Origin of the sequence: Shewanella sp. 10N.286.48.B5 (assembly GCF_002874355.2) — a bacterium.
Classification (GTDB): domain Bacteria; phylum Pseudomonadota; class Gammaproteobacteria; order Enterobacterales; family Shewanellaceae; genus Shewanella.
The window spans coordinates 3,150,359-3,166,542 of the sequence record NZ_MCVG02000001.1; the positions used below are offsets into that span (position 1 = coordinate 3,150,359).

Below are 16,184 nucleotides of genomic sequence, written 5' to 3' on the forward strand. Positions count from 1 at the left end.
TACCATTAAACTATTGGGGACGCTTTGTTCCATTTTTGAGACAGTGAGGCTAAGGTGCCTGATTTAAACGGTATGATGCTGTTTGCAGCAGTAGTTAGAGCAAAAGGTTTCTCCCAGGCGGCCAGAGATATTGGCCAGCCAAAATCAACCATAAGTCGTAAAGTCGCTCAGCTAGAAGAGCAACTTGGTGTACGCTTGCTGCAACGTGATACCCGTAATTTAAGTCTGACTCAAATTGGTGCTTTGTTTTATCAACATTGTGATTCTATCCGCCAAGAAATTGAAGCCGCCAAAGCCATTATCGAAAATACCCATAGCGATATCTCCGGTTCATTGCGGATTGCCATTCCGGTGTCATTCTCTCAAGACGTCATTGCCACCCTTTGCAGTAGCTTCATGCGCCTTTATCCCAACATCGAGCTCGACGTTCAATTCACCGACAGTAATGTTGGCTTAGTCGGCGAAGGTTATGATATTGCCATAAAATATGGCCCATTAGAATCTTCTGACTTAGTGGCTCGGTTATTGTTTGAACGCCAACCTATATTAGTTGCAAGCCCTGGATATCTCAAAAAATCAGGCACACCAGCAACCCCTCAAGAGCTGGCCCAGCACAGTGGCATATTATTAGGCACCAGCATGTCGGCGCCTATTTGGCCGGTAGGTAAAGGCAATCGCAAAACCATGGCCACCTTTAAACGCAAGGTCAGGGTCAATAGTGCCAGTATGGTCAAACGCCTCGCTCAAGATGATTTTGGTATCGCCATGCTATCCAATAATAGCTGTAAGCAAGAACTGGCAGCAGGCAGTTTAGTGCCATTACTGCAAGAGTGGCCTATGGAACCCTTCAAAGTGTACGGGGTGTATTCAAGTAGACGGCAATTAGCCAGTAATATTAGCGCCTTTTTAGATTTTTTCGCGAAACGATATGGTAGCCAAGAGTCATTACAATCAATAATGAATTAGTGCTAAAGCCGTGTTAAATTAAACTCATAAAAATAAAACATCCTAAAGGAATAGTCATGTTCAAGCCCTTGTTTGCCCCCTTATTTAACCGTACTGCTTTGGCAGCTTTTACTGCCTTATTGCTAACTTCAGCCCCTACTGTTGCCCAAGGCTTCAGCATACAACGAGACGTTGAAGAGTTACGTTTACCCACAGCGCTGAGCTCAATGCCTGCCGTGGTTAATCAATATGAACACTTTAATAGCAGCTTAGGTAACAAGCTGGTTAACTCAACTGATGAGCTGGTCATTACCCAAATGGTCGCAGCCCAAGGCACCCAACTATGGCAGCAAGCGGTAGCCGATGTTCAGTCAGGCAAACACGATGATCGCGGCCTATATTGGAGTCGCCTTGCTATGCGAGAGACCTTAAAAACCGCCCATGCGGGTTATAATATTGTCCCTTGGCAGCGTGACATCTTGATTAAAGCGTTTGAGAAGTCTTCAAGAGGCTTAAGCGACATTCAGTTTTTACCCGAAAGCCAAATTAAAATTCTCGTCACAGGTTTTGACCCATTCTTTTTAGATAAGCATATTGATCAAAGTAACCCATCAGGATTAACAGCCTTGGCTTTAGATGGCGTCACTTTTAATGTTAATGGCAAACAAGCTCAAATCGAAACTGTGATGATCCCGGTGCGTTTTGCCGACTTTGATAACGGCATGATCGAATCACTATTAACGCCTATGTATCGTGATAATAGTGTTGATATGATTTTTACTGTCAGTATGGGGCGTGATAATTTTGATTTAGAGCGCTTCCCCGCAAGAGGTCGCAGCGCAGCAGCACCTGACAATTTGAACGTTTATACTGGTGCAAATAAAACCACCCCAATGGCTCCACTTTTTAATGGCGGTAACTTAAACGGTCCCGAGTTTGTGGAGTTTTCACTGCCTGTCTCTGCCATGAAGCAAGCCCAAGGTGACTGGAGCATCAATGACAATCATCAAGTGACCAGCATTAGCAGAGGTCAATTTGATGCTAAGTCAATTTACGAACTGGCTAACGAGCAATCGGTAGAAGGCTCTGGCGGCGGTTATTTATCTAATGAGATTTCATATCGCAGCATTTTATTAAAGCAACAATTTAACCGTACTTTACCGGTTGGCCATATTCATACTCCCAGAGTCGCAGGTTTTGATGCAGAAATGGAATGGAAAATGGTGCAGCAAATCCGCGAAATGGTAAAACTTGCTGCGGGTTCGCTTTAGCATTAGTTTTATGCCCTGCTGATAATGCTATTATAGCCTTATCAGCAGGCGATTTCGCCTACAGCAACTTACAACTCTTTACGATTAGCTTATTATGTTCAAATCTATTTTCGCACGCCGAACATCAACCCCCATAGCAAATACCTGTACTAAACATCTTGCTTCAGAGGCTCGTATTCCATTACCGAAAACCGAAGCCCAACAGCAAGTATTATTGAAAATAGAATCCGACTATCAATTGGCCGAGCAGCAACTGCAGCGAAAATTTCCCCGTCCGAGCATTCTATTTAGCTTAAGAGGCAAAAGCGCTGGCACTGCGCATCTACAATTGAATAAACTGCGCTTTAACCCAGTGTTACTAGAAGAGAATGTCGATGCATTTGTAACCCAAGTGGTGCCCCATGAAGTTAGTCATTTATTGTGCTTTCAACTGTTTGGCAAAGTGAAGCCCCACGGTAAAGAGTGGCAACAGTTAATGAACGGCATTTATCAAATACCTGCAGACACCACCCATCAATTGGACACTAAATCCGTTGCAGGTAAACAGTTTCAGTATCATTGTCAGTGCGGCCCGGTCATGCTCAGTATTCGCCGCCACAACAAAGTCACTCGCAATCAAACTCAATACCGTTGTATCCGCTGTTCACAGGTACTAACAGCCAAAACATAGCCGTAAATAATTTTACTTTATCCTAATATTTATCATTCACTTATAGTGATATTTGCCATTGTTAGCATTGAAATAACACAATTGATTGCATCCCCAGTTTCAATCCCTTACCATCCTTCGCAAATATCAGGCTATACCACCCGTATAACGCCTGTGCCGTATATAAAAATCAGGGTCTTTTGTGCAACAGTATTTAAAACATATTTTACAGCCTCTGTGGCTGTTAGTGCTTTTCACCGCTATCATTTTAACGTCATCAAATTTACACGCAGCTGAACACCCGAAAAGTTTTCGAAGTGCTAAAAAAATTGCTCAGCAGATTTATAGTAGCTCGCTCCCCATGAGCAGTTTTTATTGTGGCTGCGACATTAAGGTGGTCGGTAAGCAGTGGAAACCCGATTTAGAAAGCTGTGGTTATCAGGTTAGGAAACAAATCCCTAGAGCTAACAGAATTGAATGGGAACATGTAGTTTCTGCTTGGGAGTTTGGCCATCAGGAACAATGCTGGCAAGATGGTGGCAGAAAAAATTGCGGCAGAGTTAGCCCAGAATTTAAGAAAATGGAAGCCGACTTACACAACCTCACTCCAACCGTGGGTGAAGTCAACGGCGACAGAAGCAATTACCGTTTTAGTCAGTGGAATGCAAAGTCTACCCTATATGGCCAATGTGATATGGTAGTCGACTTTAAGGGCCGAAAGGTGCAACCACCTGAGCAAAGCCGCGGCGCTATTGCCAGAACCTATTTTTACATGCAAGACACTTATGGGTTGTCGATTTCATCTAGCCAACAACGCTTGTTTGAAGTTTGGAACAGCTATTACCCTGTCAACGAAACAGAATGCCTGCGGGATCGTTTAATTGCAGAAAAACAGGGTAACCATAATAAAATTGTCTTAAAACAATGCCAAACCCTCAGCCTCATTGATTAAGGATTGTTATTTATGCGAGTTCCAAGAATTTATCAGCCCGTCAATGAGCTAGCGCTCAACCAACAAGTAAAGCTTGATGAAGACGGTGCAGCCCACATTGGCCGAGTGCTGCGTATGACACAAGGTGAGCAAATCAGTTTATTCAGCGGTGATGGTTATGACTATTTAGCCAATATCATCAGCGCCAATAAAAAGAATGTCACTGTGGAAATCATTACAAAAACGGCAAATGATTCAGAGTCACCGTTAGATTTACATTTAGGCCAGGTTATTTCTCGTGGTGACCGCATGGACTTTACTATTCAAAAGTCTGTTGAATTGGGTGTCAGCACCATAACCCCGCTATTTTCAGATCGCTGTGGGGTCAAACTTAATGGCGAACGGCTCGATAAAAAAATCGCTCAATGGCAAAAAATTGTCATTAGTGCTTGCGAGCAATCAGGGCGAAGTGTGGTCCCTGTTGTGCGCCCAGCCATGACCTTAAGTCAGTGGTGCACTGAGCAAACCGATGCGCTAAAGTTGAACCTACACCCAAGAGCGGCACATGGTATTAATGGTCTGTCATTGGATGAGACTAAAGATAGCCATAAAGTTCGTTTGCTAATTGGTCCTGAAGGCGGTTTATCAGAAGAAGAGATCGCCATGACAGAAACCCAACAATTTACCGATGTATTGCTCGGTCCAAGAGTATTACGAACAGAAACCGCTTCGCTAACGGCTATCACCGCCTTGCAACTTAGGTTTGGTGATATTGGTTAATCAATGATGCATGCATTGAGAATATAAGGATAAAAGTATGATTAAGCTCGGCATAGTAATGGATCCAATTAGTGAGATTAACATTAAAAAAGATTCTAGTTTCGCCATGTTAATGGCAGCGCAAGCTCGCGGTTATCAGTTGTTTTATATGGAAATGAATGATCTTGCTATGGTTAATGGCGAGGCTACTGCCACCATGCGTTCATTGACTGTTGCAGCAAATTCTGAAAAATGGTTTGAATTAGGCGACAGTATTGATACGCCACTGGCTGACCTTGATGTCATCTTAATGCGTAAAGACCCACCATTTGATACTGAGTTTATCTATGCAACTTATATGCTTGAGCGCGCTGAAGAGCAAGGTACACTGATCGTTAATAAGCCACAAAGTTTACGTGATGCCAATGAAAAGCTGTTTACTGCGTGGTTCTCAGAATTCACCCCAGAAACCATAGTCACCAGAGATGAGCAACGCATCCGCGCTTTCCATAAAGCCAAAGGCGATATCATTTTAAAACCACTTGATGGTATGGGTGGCAGTTCAATTTTCCGCGTTAAGAAAGATGATCCTAACTTAGGCGTTATTATTGAAACCTTAACCAATGAAGGTCAGCAATACGCCATGGCACAAGCCTTTATTCCAGATATTACTTCTGGTGATAAGCGCATTTTAGTGGTCGATGGCCAGCCAGTGCCCTTCTCACTGGCACGCATTCCACAAAAAGGCGAAACCCGTGGCAATTTAGCCGCTGGCGGCCGTGGTGTGGCGCAGCCGTTATCGGAATCTGATTGGCATATTGCTAACACTATCGGACCTGAGCTTAAAAAGCGTGGGCTTATCTTTGTTGGTCTTGACGTGATTGGCGACAAGCTAACTGAAATTAACGTCACCAGCCCAACTTGTATCAAAGAAATTGAAGCCGCATTTGATGTGGATATTACTGGGATGTTGATGGACTCAATTGAAGCGCGTATCAATAAAAAAGCATAAATCAAAAGGATAGCAGCAGTGGAGATCATTGCTGCTGATATTGTCGAACACATTTGGGACTACACATGCATTTAAGACGTACGCTAGGCTTACTGCTTAGCTTAACCCTGTGGTTTTCTAATACCACTGTTGCCAATGAACTTATCGCTGAAGCCGCCATTAATACTGATACTGCTAGCCAAACTCAAGCTGAAGCTGCTGTTACTTCCGAAGCCATTTCGGAAAAAGCAGCAATTGAACAGGTTGTAATTGATGACCCCGTAATCGTCGCGCCAATTACAGCACTAAAAAGCACTAACAAAGCTTCAACTACAGCAGCTAAACCTAAAAACATGGTCATCATGGTGGGAGATGGCATGGGCCCAGCTTACACCAGCGCCTACCGCTACTTTAAAGACAACCCCAATACCCAAGAAATCGAGCAAACCGTATTCGATCGGCTGTTAGTGGGCATGGCAAGTACCTACCCTGCTCGCAGTAGCGGTTATGTGACTGACTCTGCCGCCTCGGCAACCGCGTTAGCCACAGGATTTAAAACCTATAATGGCGCGATTTCAGTCGATGAAAATAAACGCCCACTGACCACCATTATGGAACTTGCCAAAGCGGCAGGCTTATCCACGGGTGTCGCGGTATCAAGTCAGGTGAACCACGCTACTCCTGCGGCGTTTTTAACGCACAATGAGCACCGCAAAAACTATAAAGCCATCGCACAATCATATTTAAACACCGATGCTGATGTCATTTTAGGCGGCGGCCAACAGTATTTTTCAGCTGAACTGTTGCTGCAATTTAAAGAAAAAGGCTATCAACACATTACCGAGTTTGAGCAACTTGATAGTATCACTGAGCCAAAAGTACTGGGTTTATTTGCCCCAGTGCAACTGCCATGGGTCATTGATGATAAGCAAGGCCATAAACTTAGCAGCTTAACGAAAAAGGCCTTAGAGCTATTAGCTCAAAACGACCAAGGCTTTGTGTTACTGGTTGAAGGCAGCCTGATAGATTGGGCTGGACATGATAATGATATCGCCTCAGTGATGGGCGAAATGGATGAATTTGCCAATGCCATTGAAGTGGTTGAGCAATTTGTTCGTCAACGTAAAGACACCTTGATGGTGGTTACCGCCGATCACAACACCGGCGGACTTTCTATTGGTACTAATGGTGAGTATGAGTGGCAGCCACAACTCATTCACGCCATCAATGCCTCACCAACGAATATTGCTCAGCAGTTAATTGCTACTGATGACTGGCAAACTAAGTTTAATCAACTGATTGGCTTTGACGCCAGCCAAGAAGAATTGACTCAATTAAGTAACGCCCGTATGCAGGGTGAAAAGCAGCTTACTGCCACTATATTAACAATCATTGATGCCCGCACTAATACCGGCTGGACCACACTGGGTCACACTGGATTAGACGTGCAGGTTTTTGCTGCAGGTCCAGGAGAAAGACTGTTCAGTGGCCATCAAAACAACACTGATATTGCCACTAAGATGATGAGTTTATTACCCCAAAGCCAAACTGTTATTATCAGTAATTAATTACTGATGAAGAAAGCTTAAAGGGTGACAATTTTGTCACCCTTTTTATTGCCGGTATTTGCTATAATCGACAGATTATTTTTTCAAAGGTTAATCTCGTGCTTACTAACGCTTCTCAAGTCATTTTAAGAAATGCTGAATTCATTGAAAACCAAGATGTTTTAATTCTAAATCATGAAGCTGATACCTTGGCGGCTGAGTTGCTTAACAGCGCTGCATCTGTGACGAGCTTAGCATTAGACTTTAACCATTATTTATTATTGCCGCAAAAACAACAAAAAGGCTTAAGCAGTCACTTTGGTCATCAGCTGCCAACTACCGATGCAGAAAAACGCTTTGATGTCGCTATTATCTATTTCCCAAAAGCTAAGCCCCTAGCGCCTTATTTATTTAACCTCGCCGCCAAGCATTTAAAGCAGGGCGGACACCTAATTGTCGTAGGCGAAAATAAAGGTGGGGTTAAATCGTTAGCAAAGTTACTACCTGAGTATTTCTCAACCCCAAGTAAGCGCGATAATGCCCGCCATTGTTTATTATTTGTCAGTGAGTTAATCGCCCAAGCACCTGTATTTGACCTTAATAATTGGGTCAGCCAATACTCATTATCAACCCCTCAAGGGGAGATCACCATTTGTAATCTTGTGGGCGTGTTTAGCGAAAAGCGTCTCGATCAAGGTACAGAATTATTGCTATCGCATTTGCCGACATTAGAAAAACGCGTATTGGACTTTGGCTGTGGTGCTGGGGTTATTAGCGCGGCCTTACTAAAAGCAAACCCAAGTTTATCCGTTGAGTGTATTGATATTAATGCCATGGCTTTAAAAGCCTGTGAACTCACCCTTGCCGCAAATGGCATGCAAGCAAAAGTGTATCCCTCTGATGGCTTTAACCAAATTAGCGGTCAATTTAATGGCATCATTGCTAACCCACCATTTCATGATGGCTTAGCCGCAACCACCCAAATTGCCAAAGACTTTGTTAAATCAAGTGCATCAAGCCTTGCCAAAGGCGGCGTCTGGCAAATTGTCGCTAACCGAAACTTGCCGTATGCCGACACCATAGCCGCTGAATTTGGCCAAGTAAATGTGCCAGCAGAAAACAATAAATATAAATTATATCAATTTAATAAATAACAAAAATGGCTCCACGGCTATGGAGTTCACAAATTATTTGATTTAGTTATAAAACAACCAATTACTGACTAGTTTTTATCCCTAAAAAACGCTACATTTTGTTAGCTAATAATAAACGTCATCTAAGGCGTATCGTTCTACCCATTGGGCAGCCTAATAAGCTCAAATGTAGAACGTAAAAATAAGGGATTTTATGCTAGCATCAGATTTAGCGGTTTTTAATGTTGATCAAACTCAAGTTGAGCTTCGCGTTACGCCTAGCCGTCACGGCCCCATCACTGAAGATGATATAACCCAGTTACTTAATCAGTCTGAATTTGCCATGCTGCGGCCCTTAGAGCAAAACATTGCTAAGGCGATCGCTGAAGTAAATAGTCACTGCAGTGTCGATAGCGGTAAACACGAATTATTTTTTATTATTGCTGAGCGCCTTGATGGTAAAGTCATCATCGAGATCAGCGAAGATAAAATGTCAGCCTCAATGAGCTTGGTGTCTGCCTATGGCGGCCAAGACCCAACACTGCCAACCATTTTAAATGCGCTTAAATTCCATAAGGTTAAAATGGGCTTAAGCAAACCCAACATCCTATCGCTACTACAACAATTAGACACCTTACCGCCAGGTGAGCAATGTCGCTCGCTGATCGCCCACGGTAAACAGCCCCAAAATGGCACCAATGCCAGCCTAGCAAGGCAAGTGCCATTAGCCCGCGAGCGCTTATTGCAACCCCAAGAGCGAGAAGATGGATCGGTGGATATGCGCGATTTGGGCGCCATGATCATGGTAAAACCAAACGATGTATTAATGATTAAAACCCCTGCTACAGATGGTGTTGCAGGTTATAACGTCAATGATGATGTTTTGCCGCAAATCCCCGGCAAAGACATGATTATGCAGCCAGGTAATGGCACTCAACTGGCCGTCAATGATCCTAACTTATTAATTGCGACAGTTTCAGGTCAGCCAGTTGAAACCCGCCTTGGCATGCAAGTGGATGATGTACTACAAATTAAAGACGTTGATGTCAATTTTGGCCATGTGAACTTTGAAGGCAGCGTGTTAATTAGCGGTGATGTCCATGAAGGCATGCAAGTGAAAAGTAGCGGCGATATTACCGTCATGGGGTTTGTGGACTCAGCAACACTGGATGCCAAAGGCGATATCATTGTCAGTAAAGGCATCATTGGTCGCCAAATTAAAGAGCATCAACTTAGCACCACAATTAATGCCCAAGGACAAATTTGCGCACAATTCGTGCAATACTCAAGCCTTAATGCTGACAATGATATCTTAGTGACCAAGCAATTACTTCATAGTCACGCATGTTCAAACGGTGTCATCACAGTGAGTGATCCTAGCGGCAGACGAGGCGATCTGGTTGGTGGCAAGGCGAGCGCTAGCAAAGGCATTCATGCGGTGGCAATTGGCGCTACAGCAGGCACTAAAACCGCATTATTTTGCGCCATGGATCAAGCTCAAATTCGCGCAGAAGTCAAAACTACCCATGATAAAATCAAACAGCTTGTCATTGCAGGCCTTGATATTGAAGCTAGATTACGCAAGCTGCCACCTAAAAGCGAATGGCAAACCGATGCAGGCATGATAGAGCAAGTAAAAATGATGCTGGATGAAAAGAAACAACTCGCCAGCAATCGTGCGCAGTTAGAAGCGCAGTTCAAGCAATTACAGCAAGATGCCGATGGCTACTATAATAAGCATTTTATTCAGGCCAAAAAGCATATCTTTACCAACGTTAAAATTAATATTGGCCCGTCTAAAAATACAACCCAACGGGAGCACGGCCCTTGCCTCGTCATGAATAAGCAAAATGAAATTAGTTTTGATTATGGCAACCGATAGTTGCACTATGTAACGGGTACATACTTCAAGCGGCAATAGTGTGGCCTTAAATCATTGAGTTTATCAATGGTTACTCAGTGTCACCGCCTACAGGTTTTATCATGCAAAGTATTTGTTGGCCCGCAGTCATCAAGCAGCAAAGCTGTGACGAGCTTATTTATCTAGCTAGTGATAGAGACTGGCTAGAGTTTTGCTGCTTAACTCCTCATATTGCAGGTACCTGCGATAAGTTACTCGACAGTGAAGGCAATACTTTCGATATTTCCATCAACTCAGCAACAGATACCAGCCAACCTATAACCGTAGCCGCATTGCCTCAATTAGCATTAAGCACTCAGGCTATCGACTTAATGACTTTCATTCATTATGTACGCCAACATGCCCAGCTAAATGGTCATTGCTGCAGCGCAAAGCTTATTTTCAGTACTATTAGACAAGGAATTGAAACGGTTGAATTTCTTGAGTCTGAATTTTCTTGAGTCAGCCTCACGACTCAGGCAAAATGCTGTTCCACATTTTATCCCGTAATACGAGTATCAAGCATGGAACTGTTAAACATAGAATGCCTAGGAAAACGCCTACGATTAGAGGGCTCCATGGCTGGCTGGCAACAGCTCTATTGGGATAATCAACTGGTTTCGCAAAAGTCGGCTTCTGCTGATAATCAAAGCTTTACTATCCACGAATTTGAGTTGTCTAGACCGAGTTCACTAGCAGAACCCAGTCATGATGATGTCATCACCCAAACCAACCGCCAAGTCATGAAAGTGCGCTTAGAGTCTGATGTGCAGTGGCAACCATTTATCATCAACTATACGGTTTTGGTGGACAATAACACCATTGCCGATGGCCAGCGTAACAGCAAGGACATAGAACGACAAACCCCTGAAGTGGCCCCAGTTAAACAACAAAAATTCAGTTTTGTTGGCTTAGCCTCTCTAGGTTTTAAGTTACTTAAAAGCGCCAAAGTGATTAAAGCCATGCTCGCTGCAGCCAGTGTGGCGGCCTACTCTTGGCTATTTTCAATTGAGTTTGCATTAGCCTTGATTGCCTGTTTGGTTATCCATGAATATGGTCATATCAAAGCAATGAAACACTTTGGCATGAAAACCAAAGGGATTTATTTGATCCCATTTATGGGCGGCCTTGCTGTTAGTGACGAGCGTATTAATACCCGTTGGCAGAACGTGGTGATCTCTATTATGGGGCCGACTTTTGGCCTGTTTATGTCCATCGGCTGTATGCTGGCTTATTGGCTGACGGGTAATATCTTTTTTGCCGGACTGGCCAGCTTTAACGCCCTATTAAACCTCTTTAATTTATTGCCGATACTGCCTTTAGATGGTGGTCATATTTTAAAAAGTATCACCTTTTCGATGAATAGCATGGTGGGTCTAATCGCCTGTATCGCAGGCGCAGCCGCTGGGGTATTCATTAGCTACAGCCTTGGACTGGCATTACTGGGCTTCTTATTATTAATTGGCAGTCTTGAGATTGTATTTGAATGGAAAAGCCGTCATCAAAGTCATTTATTGCCCCTTGACCGTTATGGGCAAATCTTCTCGACCTTGTGGTACTTCATTACGGTTGGCTTACTGATTGCTATTATTTGGTATTTTGCTGCATCTGGCGATGAAATGCTGTCGATGCCATTAGAAATATTAAGAAGCTAGTCAAATAAATAGCAGTGCTTAACATCAACTAAGCTAGCAAGAACTAAGCCTGAGAGAACTAAGTCCGTAAAAACTAAGCCCGTAAAAACTAGCTACGGGCTTAACTTGCTGAAAAAACGAAATTAACTTATCTATTTAGCTTATGGAATTTCAAATACCTTAGTCATGACTTTATACAGCTCAGTGCCTTGATGGACTGAAGCTGAAGCAAAATGCAGCACTGGCACGCAATCTATCGGCAAACTCACCGAAGTGACGGCATTATCACTGCCGTACTGATCTAACCTTAATAAGGTCACTAAAGGCTCGCCAGCAGCTAACGGCTCACCAACCGCTGCGCAGTATTCCACTAAACCCGCTTTAGGGGCATGAAACTTTTTATAATCCTTTAAGTAACAGCCCCAGCGTTTCATGCTGGCAGGAGCAACATGCTCTTTGATCACTCCCCGATGGCTCAAATAGGCCAAAATACCTAGGGCATCATTTTTAGCATCTGCCATATCAATACGTTCTTGGCTTGCTAGCTCTAAGGTAAAAGCCGCCACAGGCACATCGAATATGCGCCCTTTTAACGCTGCATATTCAGTTAATTGCCACCATGGACAAAAAACCGCTTCATCCATGGCGCCGCCAAATTCATTGGGGATAATTAACGATAAGGGGATCGAGAAAAACGCGGCTGCGGCTGCATCATACTCAGGGCAATAAAGGTGCTTTGCAGATTTAGGCCCGGTATGTAAATCAAGCACGATATCAGCGCCATGGGCCATATGTTGTAATGTCACCGCTAAGCGATGCCCGGTACTAATACCCCAAAGGTTGGCTAAACGTTGCTGGCAATTATTGACTAAGGTTTGCCTAAAAGCACTAAACAAGTCCTTGTCGGCAAAGTGTTGATGCTCAGTGAACCAGCTCGCAATATCAAGTGACTGATCATAATACTCTCGGTTCCAATTCACCCCAGTGATAGGATCAAATCGCCCTAAGGTAAACTCGCCACTTTTTTGATTAATGCCTAAAGGGTTGGCTAATGGCACGCAGTGAATATCGCCTAATACAGTGTAGTCTTGCAGTAAAGTCATCAGCTGATGTATCACCGCATTACCCTGCACTTCAGCCCCATGAACATTGGCCTGAATATAAACACTGGGCGCGGCGTCATCTGAGCCTTTAAAGCTAAACAGTGGCGCCGTTAACGCTTGGCCTGTGGCAAGCTCTCCCACTTCAACCCGAGACATGGTGGCTGAATAATCGTTAGCCTGTTCTGTAATTGAATTCACTGATGTCATACCTGCCACGTTAGCAATTATTCAAATAAGTTTTGGTGCAGAGAGTTAACCACATCTGCGGCTTCAGATTCAGCGACGAGAACACATAAGTTATGTGGGCTAGCCCCTTGGCAAATCATGCGCACATTATGCTGTTCAAGTACCCCAAAAACTCGGCTGCAAATACCTGCTGTTGACGCTATTTGATTACCAATAATCGCCACTAAAGCTAATTTATCTTCCACTCTTACACGGCAATTTTGTGATAGTTCTTGCAGTAATGACTCGCTTAATAACCCCTGCCCGCTGGAGTCAGAACCGGTTTTATCAAGCGTTAGTGACACATTAACTTCTGAGGTGGTAATCAAATCAACTGAAATTTTATGCTTAGCAAGCGTGGCAAAGGTGTGCGCTAAAAAGCCCTGAGCATGGAGCATTTGTAAGCTATGCAGGTTTAATAAAGTTTGATCGCGTCTTAGAGCCACAGCTCGATAAACCGGGGCATCTTCTACTTGATGACGGATCCAAGTTCCACCTTGTTCAGGTGCTTTACTGGAACCAACAAACACCTGAATTTGTTGACGCACGGCCGGTAAAATCGTCGCAGGGTGTAATACTTTAGCGCCAAAGGTAGCCATCTCAGCCGCTTCATTAAAGCTAATTTCAGCGATAGGTCTCGCATTAGGCGCTAAACGTGGGTCAGTGGTATAAATTCCGGCCACATCAGTCCAAATCTCTACCGCATCTGCTTTTAAGGCTTCAGCTAATAACGCAGCTGAATAATCACTGCCGCCACGGCCTAAGGTGGTGGTGTTGCCTGCTTCATCAGCGCCAATAAAACCTTGAGTCACGATCACTTGCTGAGCCAATAACGGCTGTAAATGCTCCGCGCCTAGGAGCGCAATTTGCTCAATTTGCGGCTCTGCTTTACCAAAATGGCTATCGGTTCTTAATACTTGGCGCACATCAAATGAACTTGATGGCGTGCCTTTTTGGCGAATAACCGCAGAGAACAATAATGATGAACATTGCTCACCCATGGATAACAGCTCATCAATGATGGCTTTGCTTCTATCGAGCACTAACTTATCACTAAGCACTGCCATTCTGCTTAATAGCTTATCAATCGTAGCAGCTACATCTTGTGGACGCGCCAGCTTATCAACAATGTCATATTGAATTTTAGCAATTTGAGTGACTAAACTTAAGCGGCGTTGGTCGTTCACATTGGCTTGAGTTAACTCAACCAGTAAATTAGTGACACCGCTAGAAGCACTAACAACAACGACGCGGGTATTGGCATTGGCTAAAATAATGTCCGCACAGCGGTTCATGGCGTCAAAATCAGCAACTGAGGTGCCACCGAACTTAGCAACAACTAAACTCATGCTGATACCTCCACGACATTCGCAGACGAACTTTTACTAGACAAAGTTTTAGTAGACAAAGTTTTAGCAGACAAACTTTGACTAAACATACTTTCAGTAGACATGGACTGAGTAGACATAAACTGAGTACACAGTATTGGAACAACTTGAAATTTAATACGTAAAAACATGATTACACTCCGAACTTACTTCGTTCGAAGAGCCTGGTGCAGTGATAACGCACCCTTAAAGAAGGGAAACAGCAATCTTTCACCAGAAGCTCTCCACCAAAAAATAGGTGACAATCGCTAGGATTCAACCTAAACGACCGATACCGAATGCCAACCAAACATACCAGTACCTCGGCGCTAATCTCCCTCATAAGCTGTCATAGGAATTGGTTTTCCTCGAACTTACTACCTAGCTAACGCTCCTCTTCTGTTTCTTCCCACAGGAAGAGCATGAAAATACCAATAAATAACAACTCAAGTCAATTGGGATATGCCATAAAGTCGTCAAATAACACAATACGTAAATAGAGACACTGAGCTCAAAATAGTATCATGTAAGCTGTTATTTATAATTTGAAACAAAAAAGTGATATAAAACAATAGTGATTAAAAAATAAAAAGTAATAACCTCAATGTAAACTCGAGGTTATTGAGTTAAAACCTTCAACTAAACTGCACAATTAAGCTTCAATATTAACAATCAAGTTTCAACAGTATATAAATAACCATTGCCCTAATAAAAATATAAAAATAACAATAAAAAAAGGCACTTAACTAAGTACCTATAGAAGGAGTTACTGATATTAAACATCCTCGATAACTGATACAAATGTCACTTAATCGCCGATCATGTTATTCATCGTGCAAATCAGGTAATTCATTAACTAAAACCGTTCGTGGGCCAAACTCGCCAATTAACACTTCCTTGTCAGGTGCTTCACCACAGGCAAGTAATGACAACACCCCATTATCAACATAGTAAATAGCGAGCTGTTTAAACTCTCGGCCTAACGCTAACGCTTGGTCTTTTTCTATAAAGACTGCCCAACTTTTTTCCATATGAGATAAGTCTGGCGCCGCGCCAATTAAGCAACGATAGGGGCTATTAAATTGCTGAATTTTCCGTTGAAGTCGCCTATCTAACAAACGGTTTTGACACGGATTCAATTGGCTGCCTAAGGGATTATGGGCGGTGACAATGGCGAAGGGGACAGCGTAAGAAAGGCGCTGAGTAAGTAGAAATTGGGTCCCTTGATACTTAAACCAAAGGTTATCTATTGAATTATTCATCATTTATTTTTCTCAATTTAGACCAATTCAGTGTAGCAAACCAAGACTTGGACCAACACCCTGTGTGATGTAAGTCACAAGAACAATAATTATATTTAACCTAAAAATCATAAGCTTACCCAAAAAAGCATTTTTGTAACAAATCTTCCCCGTAAATTTGTTAACATTTCATTTGTTAACAAATGCCTAAAACGAGTACAATATCTCACACTAGCTAGATTTTGCTACATAACGCTAAGTTGTGACACAAGCGACTACATTTACTGAAATTAAATCTTGGTAAAGTGTTCAAGCTTTTAAAATGTGTTCTACATTTTAAAAGACTGAATATAAATGTAGGACAAAATTAGGTTGCGAAGGAACTTTAATCAGCAATTTAATCTCTTAGTTTATATGAATCATCGGTTTTACAGATATTTTGACAGGTTGTGAGCTTACTCAAGCTCAGCATACGATCTGAATATTGA

The 16,184-nt window shown here is 43.0% G+C and carries 14 protein-coding genes and 1 riboswitch; of the genes, 11 read left to right on the forward strand and 3 right to left on the reverse strand.

The annotated features are described in order from the left end of the window. Positions 1 to 54 precede the first annotated feature (54 nt). The 11 genes from BCU57_RS13465 (at position 55) to BCU57_RS13515 (ending at position 11,781) form a co-directional block, all read left to right on the forward strand. Entirely contained in the window at positions 55 to 966 is a 912-nt protein-coding gene (locus BCU57_RS13465) for a LysR family transcriptional regulator (protein WP_102436735.1), read from the forward strand. Positions 967 to 1,022: 56 nt separating this feature from the next. After that, positions 1,023 to 2,216 carry a hypothetical protein gene (locus BCU57_RS13470; RefSeq protein WP_102436733.1) on the forward strand — a complete coding sequence of 398 codons (1,194 nt, stop codon included), beginning with the start codon at positions 1,023 to 1,025 and terminating at the stop codon, positions 2,214 to 2,216. Positions 2,217 to 2,310: 94 nt separating this feature from the next. After that, positions 2,311 to 2,886 carry a SprT family zinc-dependent metalloprotease gene (locus tag BCU57_RS13475; RefSeq protein WP_102436731.1) on the forward strand — a complete coding sequence of 192 codons (576 nt, stop codon included), beginning with the start codon at positions 2,311 to 2,313 and terminating at the stop codon, positions 2,884 to 2,886. 214 nt (positions 2,887 to 3,100) lie between these two features. Next, entirely contained in the window at positions 3,101 to 3,817 is a 717-nt protein-coding gene (locus tag BCU57_RS13480) for an endonuclease (protein WP_198589380.1), read from the forward strand. 12 nt (positions 3,818 to 3,829) lie between these two features. Continuing rightward, on the forward strand, positions 3,830 to 4,576 hold the full coding sequence (rsmE, locus tag BCU57_RS13485) for a 16S rRNA (uracil(1498)-N(3))-methyltransferase (protein ID WP_102436728.1): 747 nt from the start codon (positions 3,830 to 3,832) through the stop codon (positions 4,574 to 4,576). Positions 4,577 to 4,613: 37 nt separating this feature from the next. Further along, entirely contained in the window at positions 4,614 to 5,567 is a 954-nt protein-coding gene (gene gshB, locus BCU57_RS13490) for a glutathione synthase (protein ID WP_102436726.1), read from the forward strand. 65 nt (positions 5,568 to 5,632) lie between these two features. Next, a complete protein-coding gene (locus BCU57_RS13495) occupies positions 5,633 to 7,114 on the forward strand; it encodes an alkaline phosphatase (protein ID WP_241903467.1) in 1,482 nt (493 codons plus the stop codon). Positions 7,115 to 7,212: 98 nt separating this feature from the next. Beyond that, the gene (locus BCU57_RS13500; protein WP_102436724.1) at positions 7,213 to 8,247 is read left to right on the forward strand and encodes a methyltransferase; all 1,035 of its coding nucleotides are present in this window, start codon (positions 7,213 to 7,215) and stop codon (positions 8,245 to 8,247) included. Positions 8,248 to 8,440: 193 nt separating this feature from the next. Then, positions 8,441 to 10,108, forward strand: coding sequence for a DUF342 domain-containing protein (locus BCU57_RS13505; protein ID WP_102436722.1), 1,668 nt, complete (start codon positions 8,441 to 8,443; stop codon positions 10,106 to 10,108). A 101-nt stretch (positions 10,109 to 10,209) separates the two neighbouring features. Then, the gene (locus BCU57_RS13510) at positions 10,210 to 10,587 is read left to right on the forward strand and encodes a DUF4144 family protein (RefSeq protein ID WP_102436720.1); all 378 of its coding nucleotides are present in this window, start codon (positions 10,210 to 10,212) and stop codon (positions 10,585 to 10,587) included. 63 nt (positions 10,588 to 10,650) lie between these two features. Beyond that, a complete protein-coding gene (locus tag BCU57_RS13515) occupies positions 10,651 to 11,781 on the forward strand; it encodes a site-2 protease family protein (RefSeq protein WP_102436718.1) in 1,131 nt (376 codons plus the stop codon). Between the two features lie 140 nt (positions 11,782 to 11,921). Here the strand turns inward: BCU57_RS13515 and BCU57_RS13520 are convergent, their stop codons facing one another. The 3 genes from BCU57_RS13520 to BCU57_RS13530 all read right to left on the reverse strand — a co-directional run bounded on the left by BCU57_RS13520 (position 11,922) and on the right by BCU57_RS13530 (position 15,717). After that, on the reverse strand, positions 11,922 to 13,070 hold the full coding sequence (locus tag BCU57_RS13520; RefSeq protein WP_102436716.1) for a succinylglutamate desuccinylase/aspartoacylase family protein: 1,149 nt from the start codon (positions 13,068 to 13,070) through the stop codon (positions 11,922 to 11,924). Positions 13,071 to 13,087: 17 nt separating this feature from the next. Continuing rightward, positions 13,088 to 14,437: a lysine-sensitive aspartokinase 3 gene (lysC, locus tag BCU57_RS13525; RefSeq protein WP_102436714.1), complete on the reverse strand. Its 1,350-nt coding sequence runs from the start codon at positions 14,435 to 14,437 to the stop codon at positions 13,088 to 13,090. A gap of 248 nt (positions 14,438 to 14,685) precedes the next feature. Further along, positions 14,686 to 14,862: riboswitch (Lysine riboswitch) on the reverse strand. Positions 14,863 to 15,279: 417 nt separating this feature from the next. Next, a complete protein-coding gene (locus tag BCU57_RS13530; RefSeq protein ID WP_102436771.1) occupies positions 15,280 to 15,717 on the reverse strand; it encodes a DUF3293 domain-containing protein in 438 nt (145 codons plus the stop codon). Between the last annotated feature and the right edge of the window lie 467 nt (positions 15,718 to 16,184).

What these genes read in the sequence shown, in the direction of transcription:
- BCU57_RS13520 (WP_102436716.1), bottom strand. Translation starts at nt 13,070, where the DNA reads ATGACATCAGTGAATTCAATTACAGAACAGGCTAACGATTATTCAGCC.
- BCU57_RS13505 (WP_102436722.1), top strand. Translation starts at nt 8,441, where the DNA reads ATGCTAGCATCAGATTTAGCGGTTTTTAATGTTGATCAAACTCAAGTT.
- BCU57_RS13510 (WP_102436720.1), top strand. Translation starts at nt 10,210, where the DNA reads ATGCAAAGTATTTGTTGGCCCGCAGTCATCAAGCAGCAAAGCTGTGAC.
- lysC (WP_102436714.1), bottom strand. Translation starts at nt 14,437, where the DNA reads ATGAGTTTAGTTGTTGCTAAGTTCGGTGGCACCTCAGTTGCTGATTTT.
- gshB (WP_102436726.1), top strand. Translation starts at nt 4,614, where the DNA reads ATGATTAAGCTCGGCATAGTAATGGATCCAATTAGTGAGATTAACATT.
- BCU57_RS13470 (WP_102436733.1), top strand. Translation starts at nt 1,023, where the DNA reads ATGTTCAAGCCCTTGTTTGCCCCCTTATTTAACCGTACTGCTTTGGCA.
- BCU57_RS13475 (WP_102436731.1), top strand. Translation starts at nt 2,311, where the DNA reads ATGTTCAAATCTATTTTCGCACGCCGAACATCAACCCCCATAGCAAAT.
- BCU57_RS13530 (WP_102436771.1), bottom strand. Translation starts at nt 15,717, where the DNA reads ATGAATAATTCAATAGATAACCTTTGGTTTAAGTATCAAGGGACCCAA.
- BCU57_RS13495 (WP_241903467.1), top strand. Translation starts at nt 5,633, where the DNA reads ATGCATTTAAGACGTACGCTAGGCTTACTGCTTAGCTTAACCCTGTGG.
- rsmE (WP_102436728.1), top strand. Translation starts at nt 3,830, where the DNA reads ATGCGAGTTCCAAGAATTTATCAGCCCGTCAATGAGCTAGCGCTCAAC.
- BCU57_RS13515 (WP_102436718.1), top strand. Translation starts at nt 10,651, where the DNA reads ATGGAACTGTTAAACATAGAATGCCTAGGAAAACGCCTACGATTAGAG.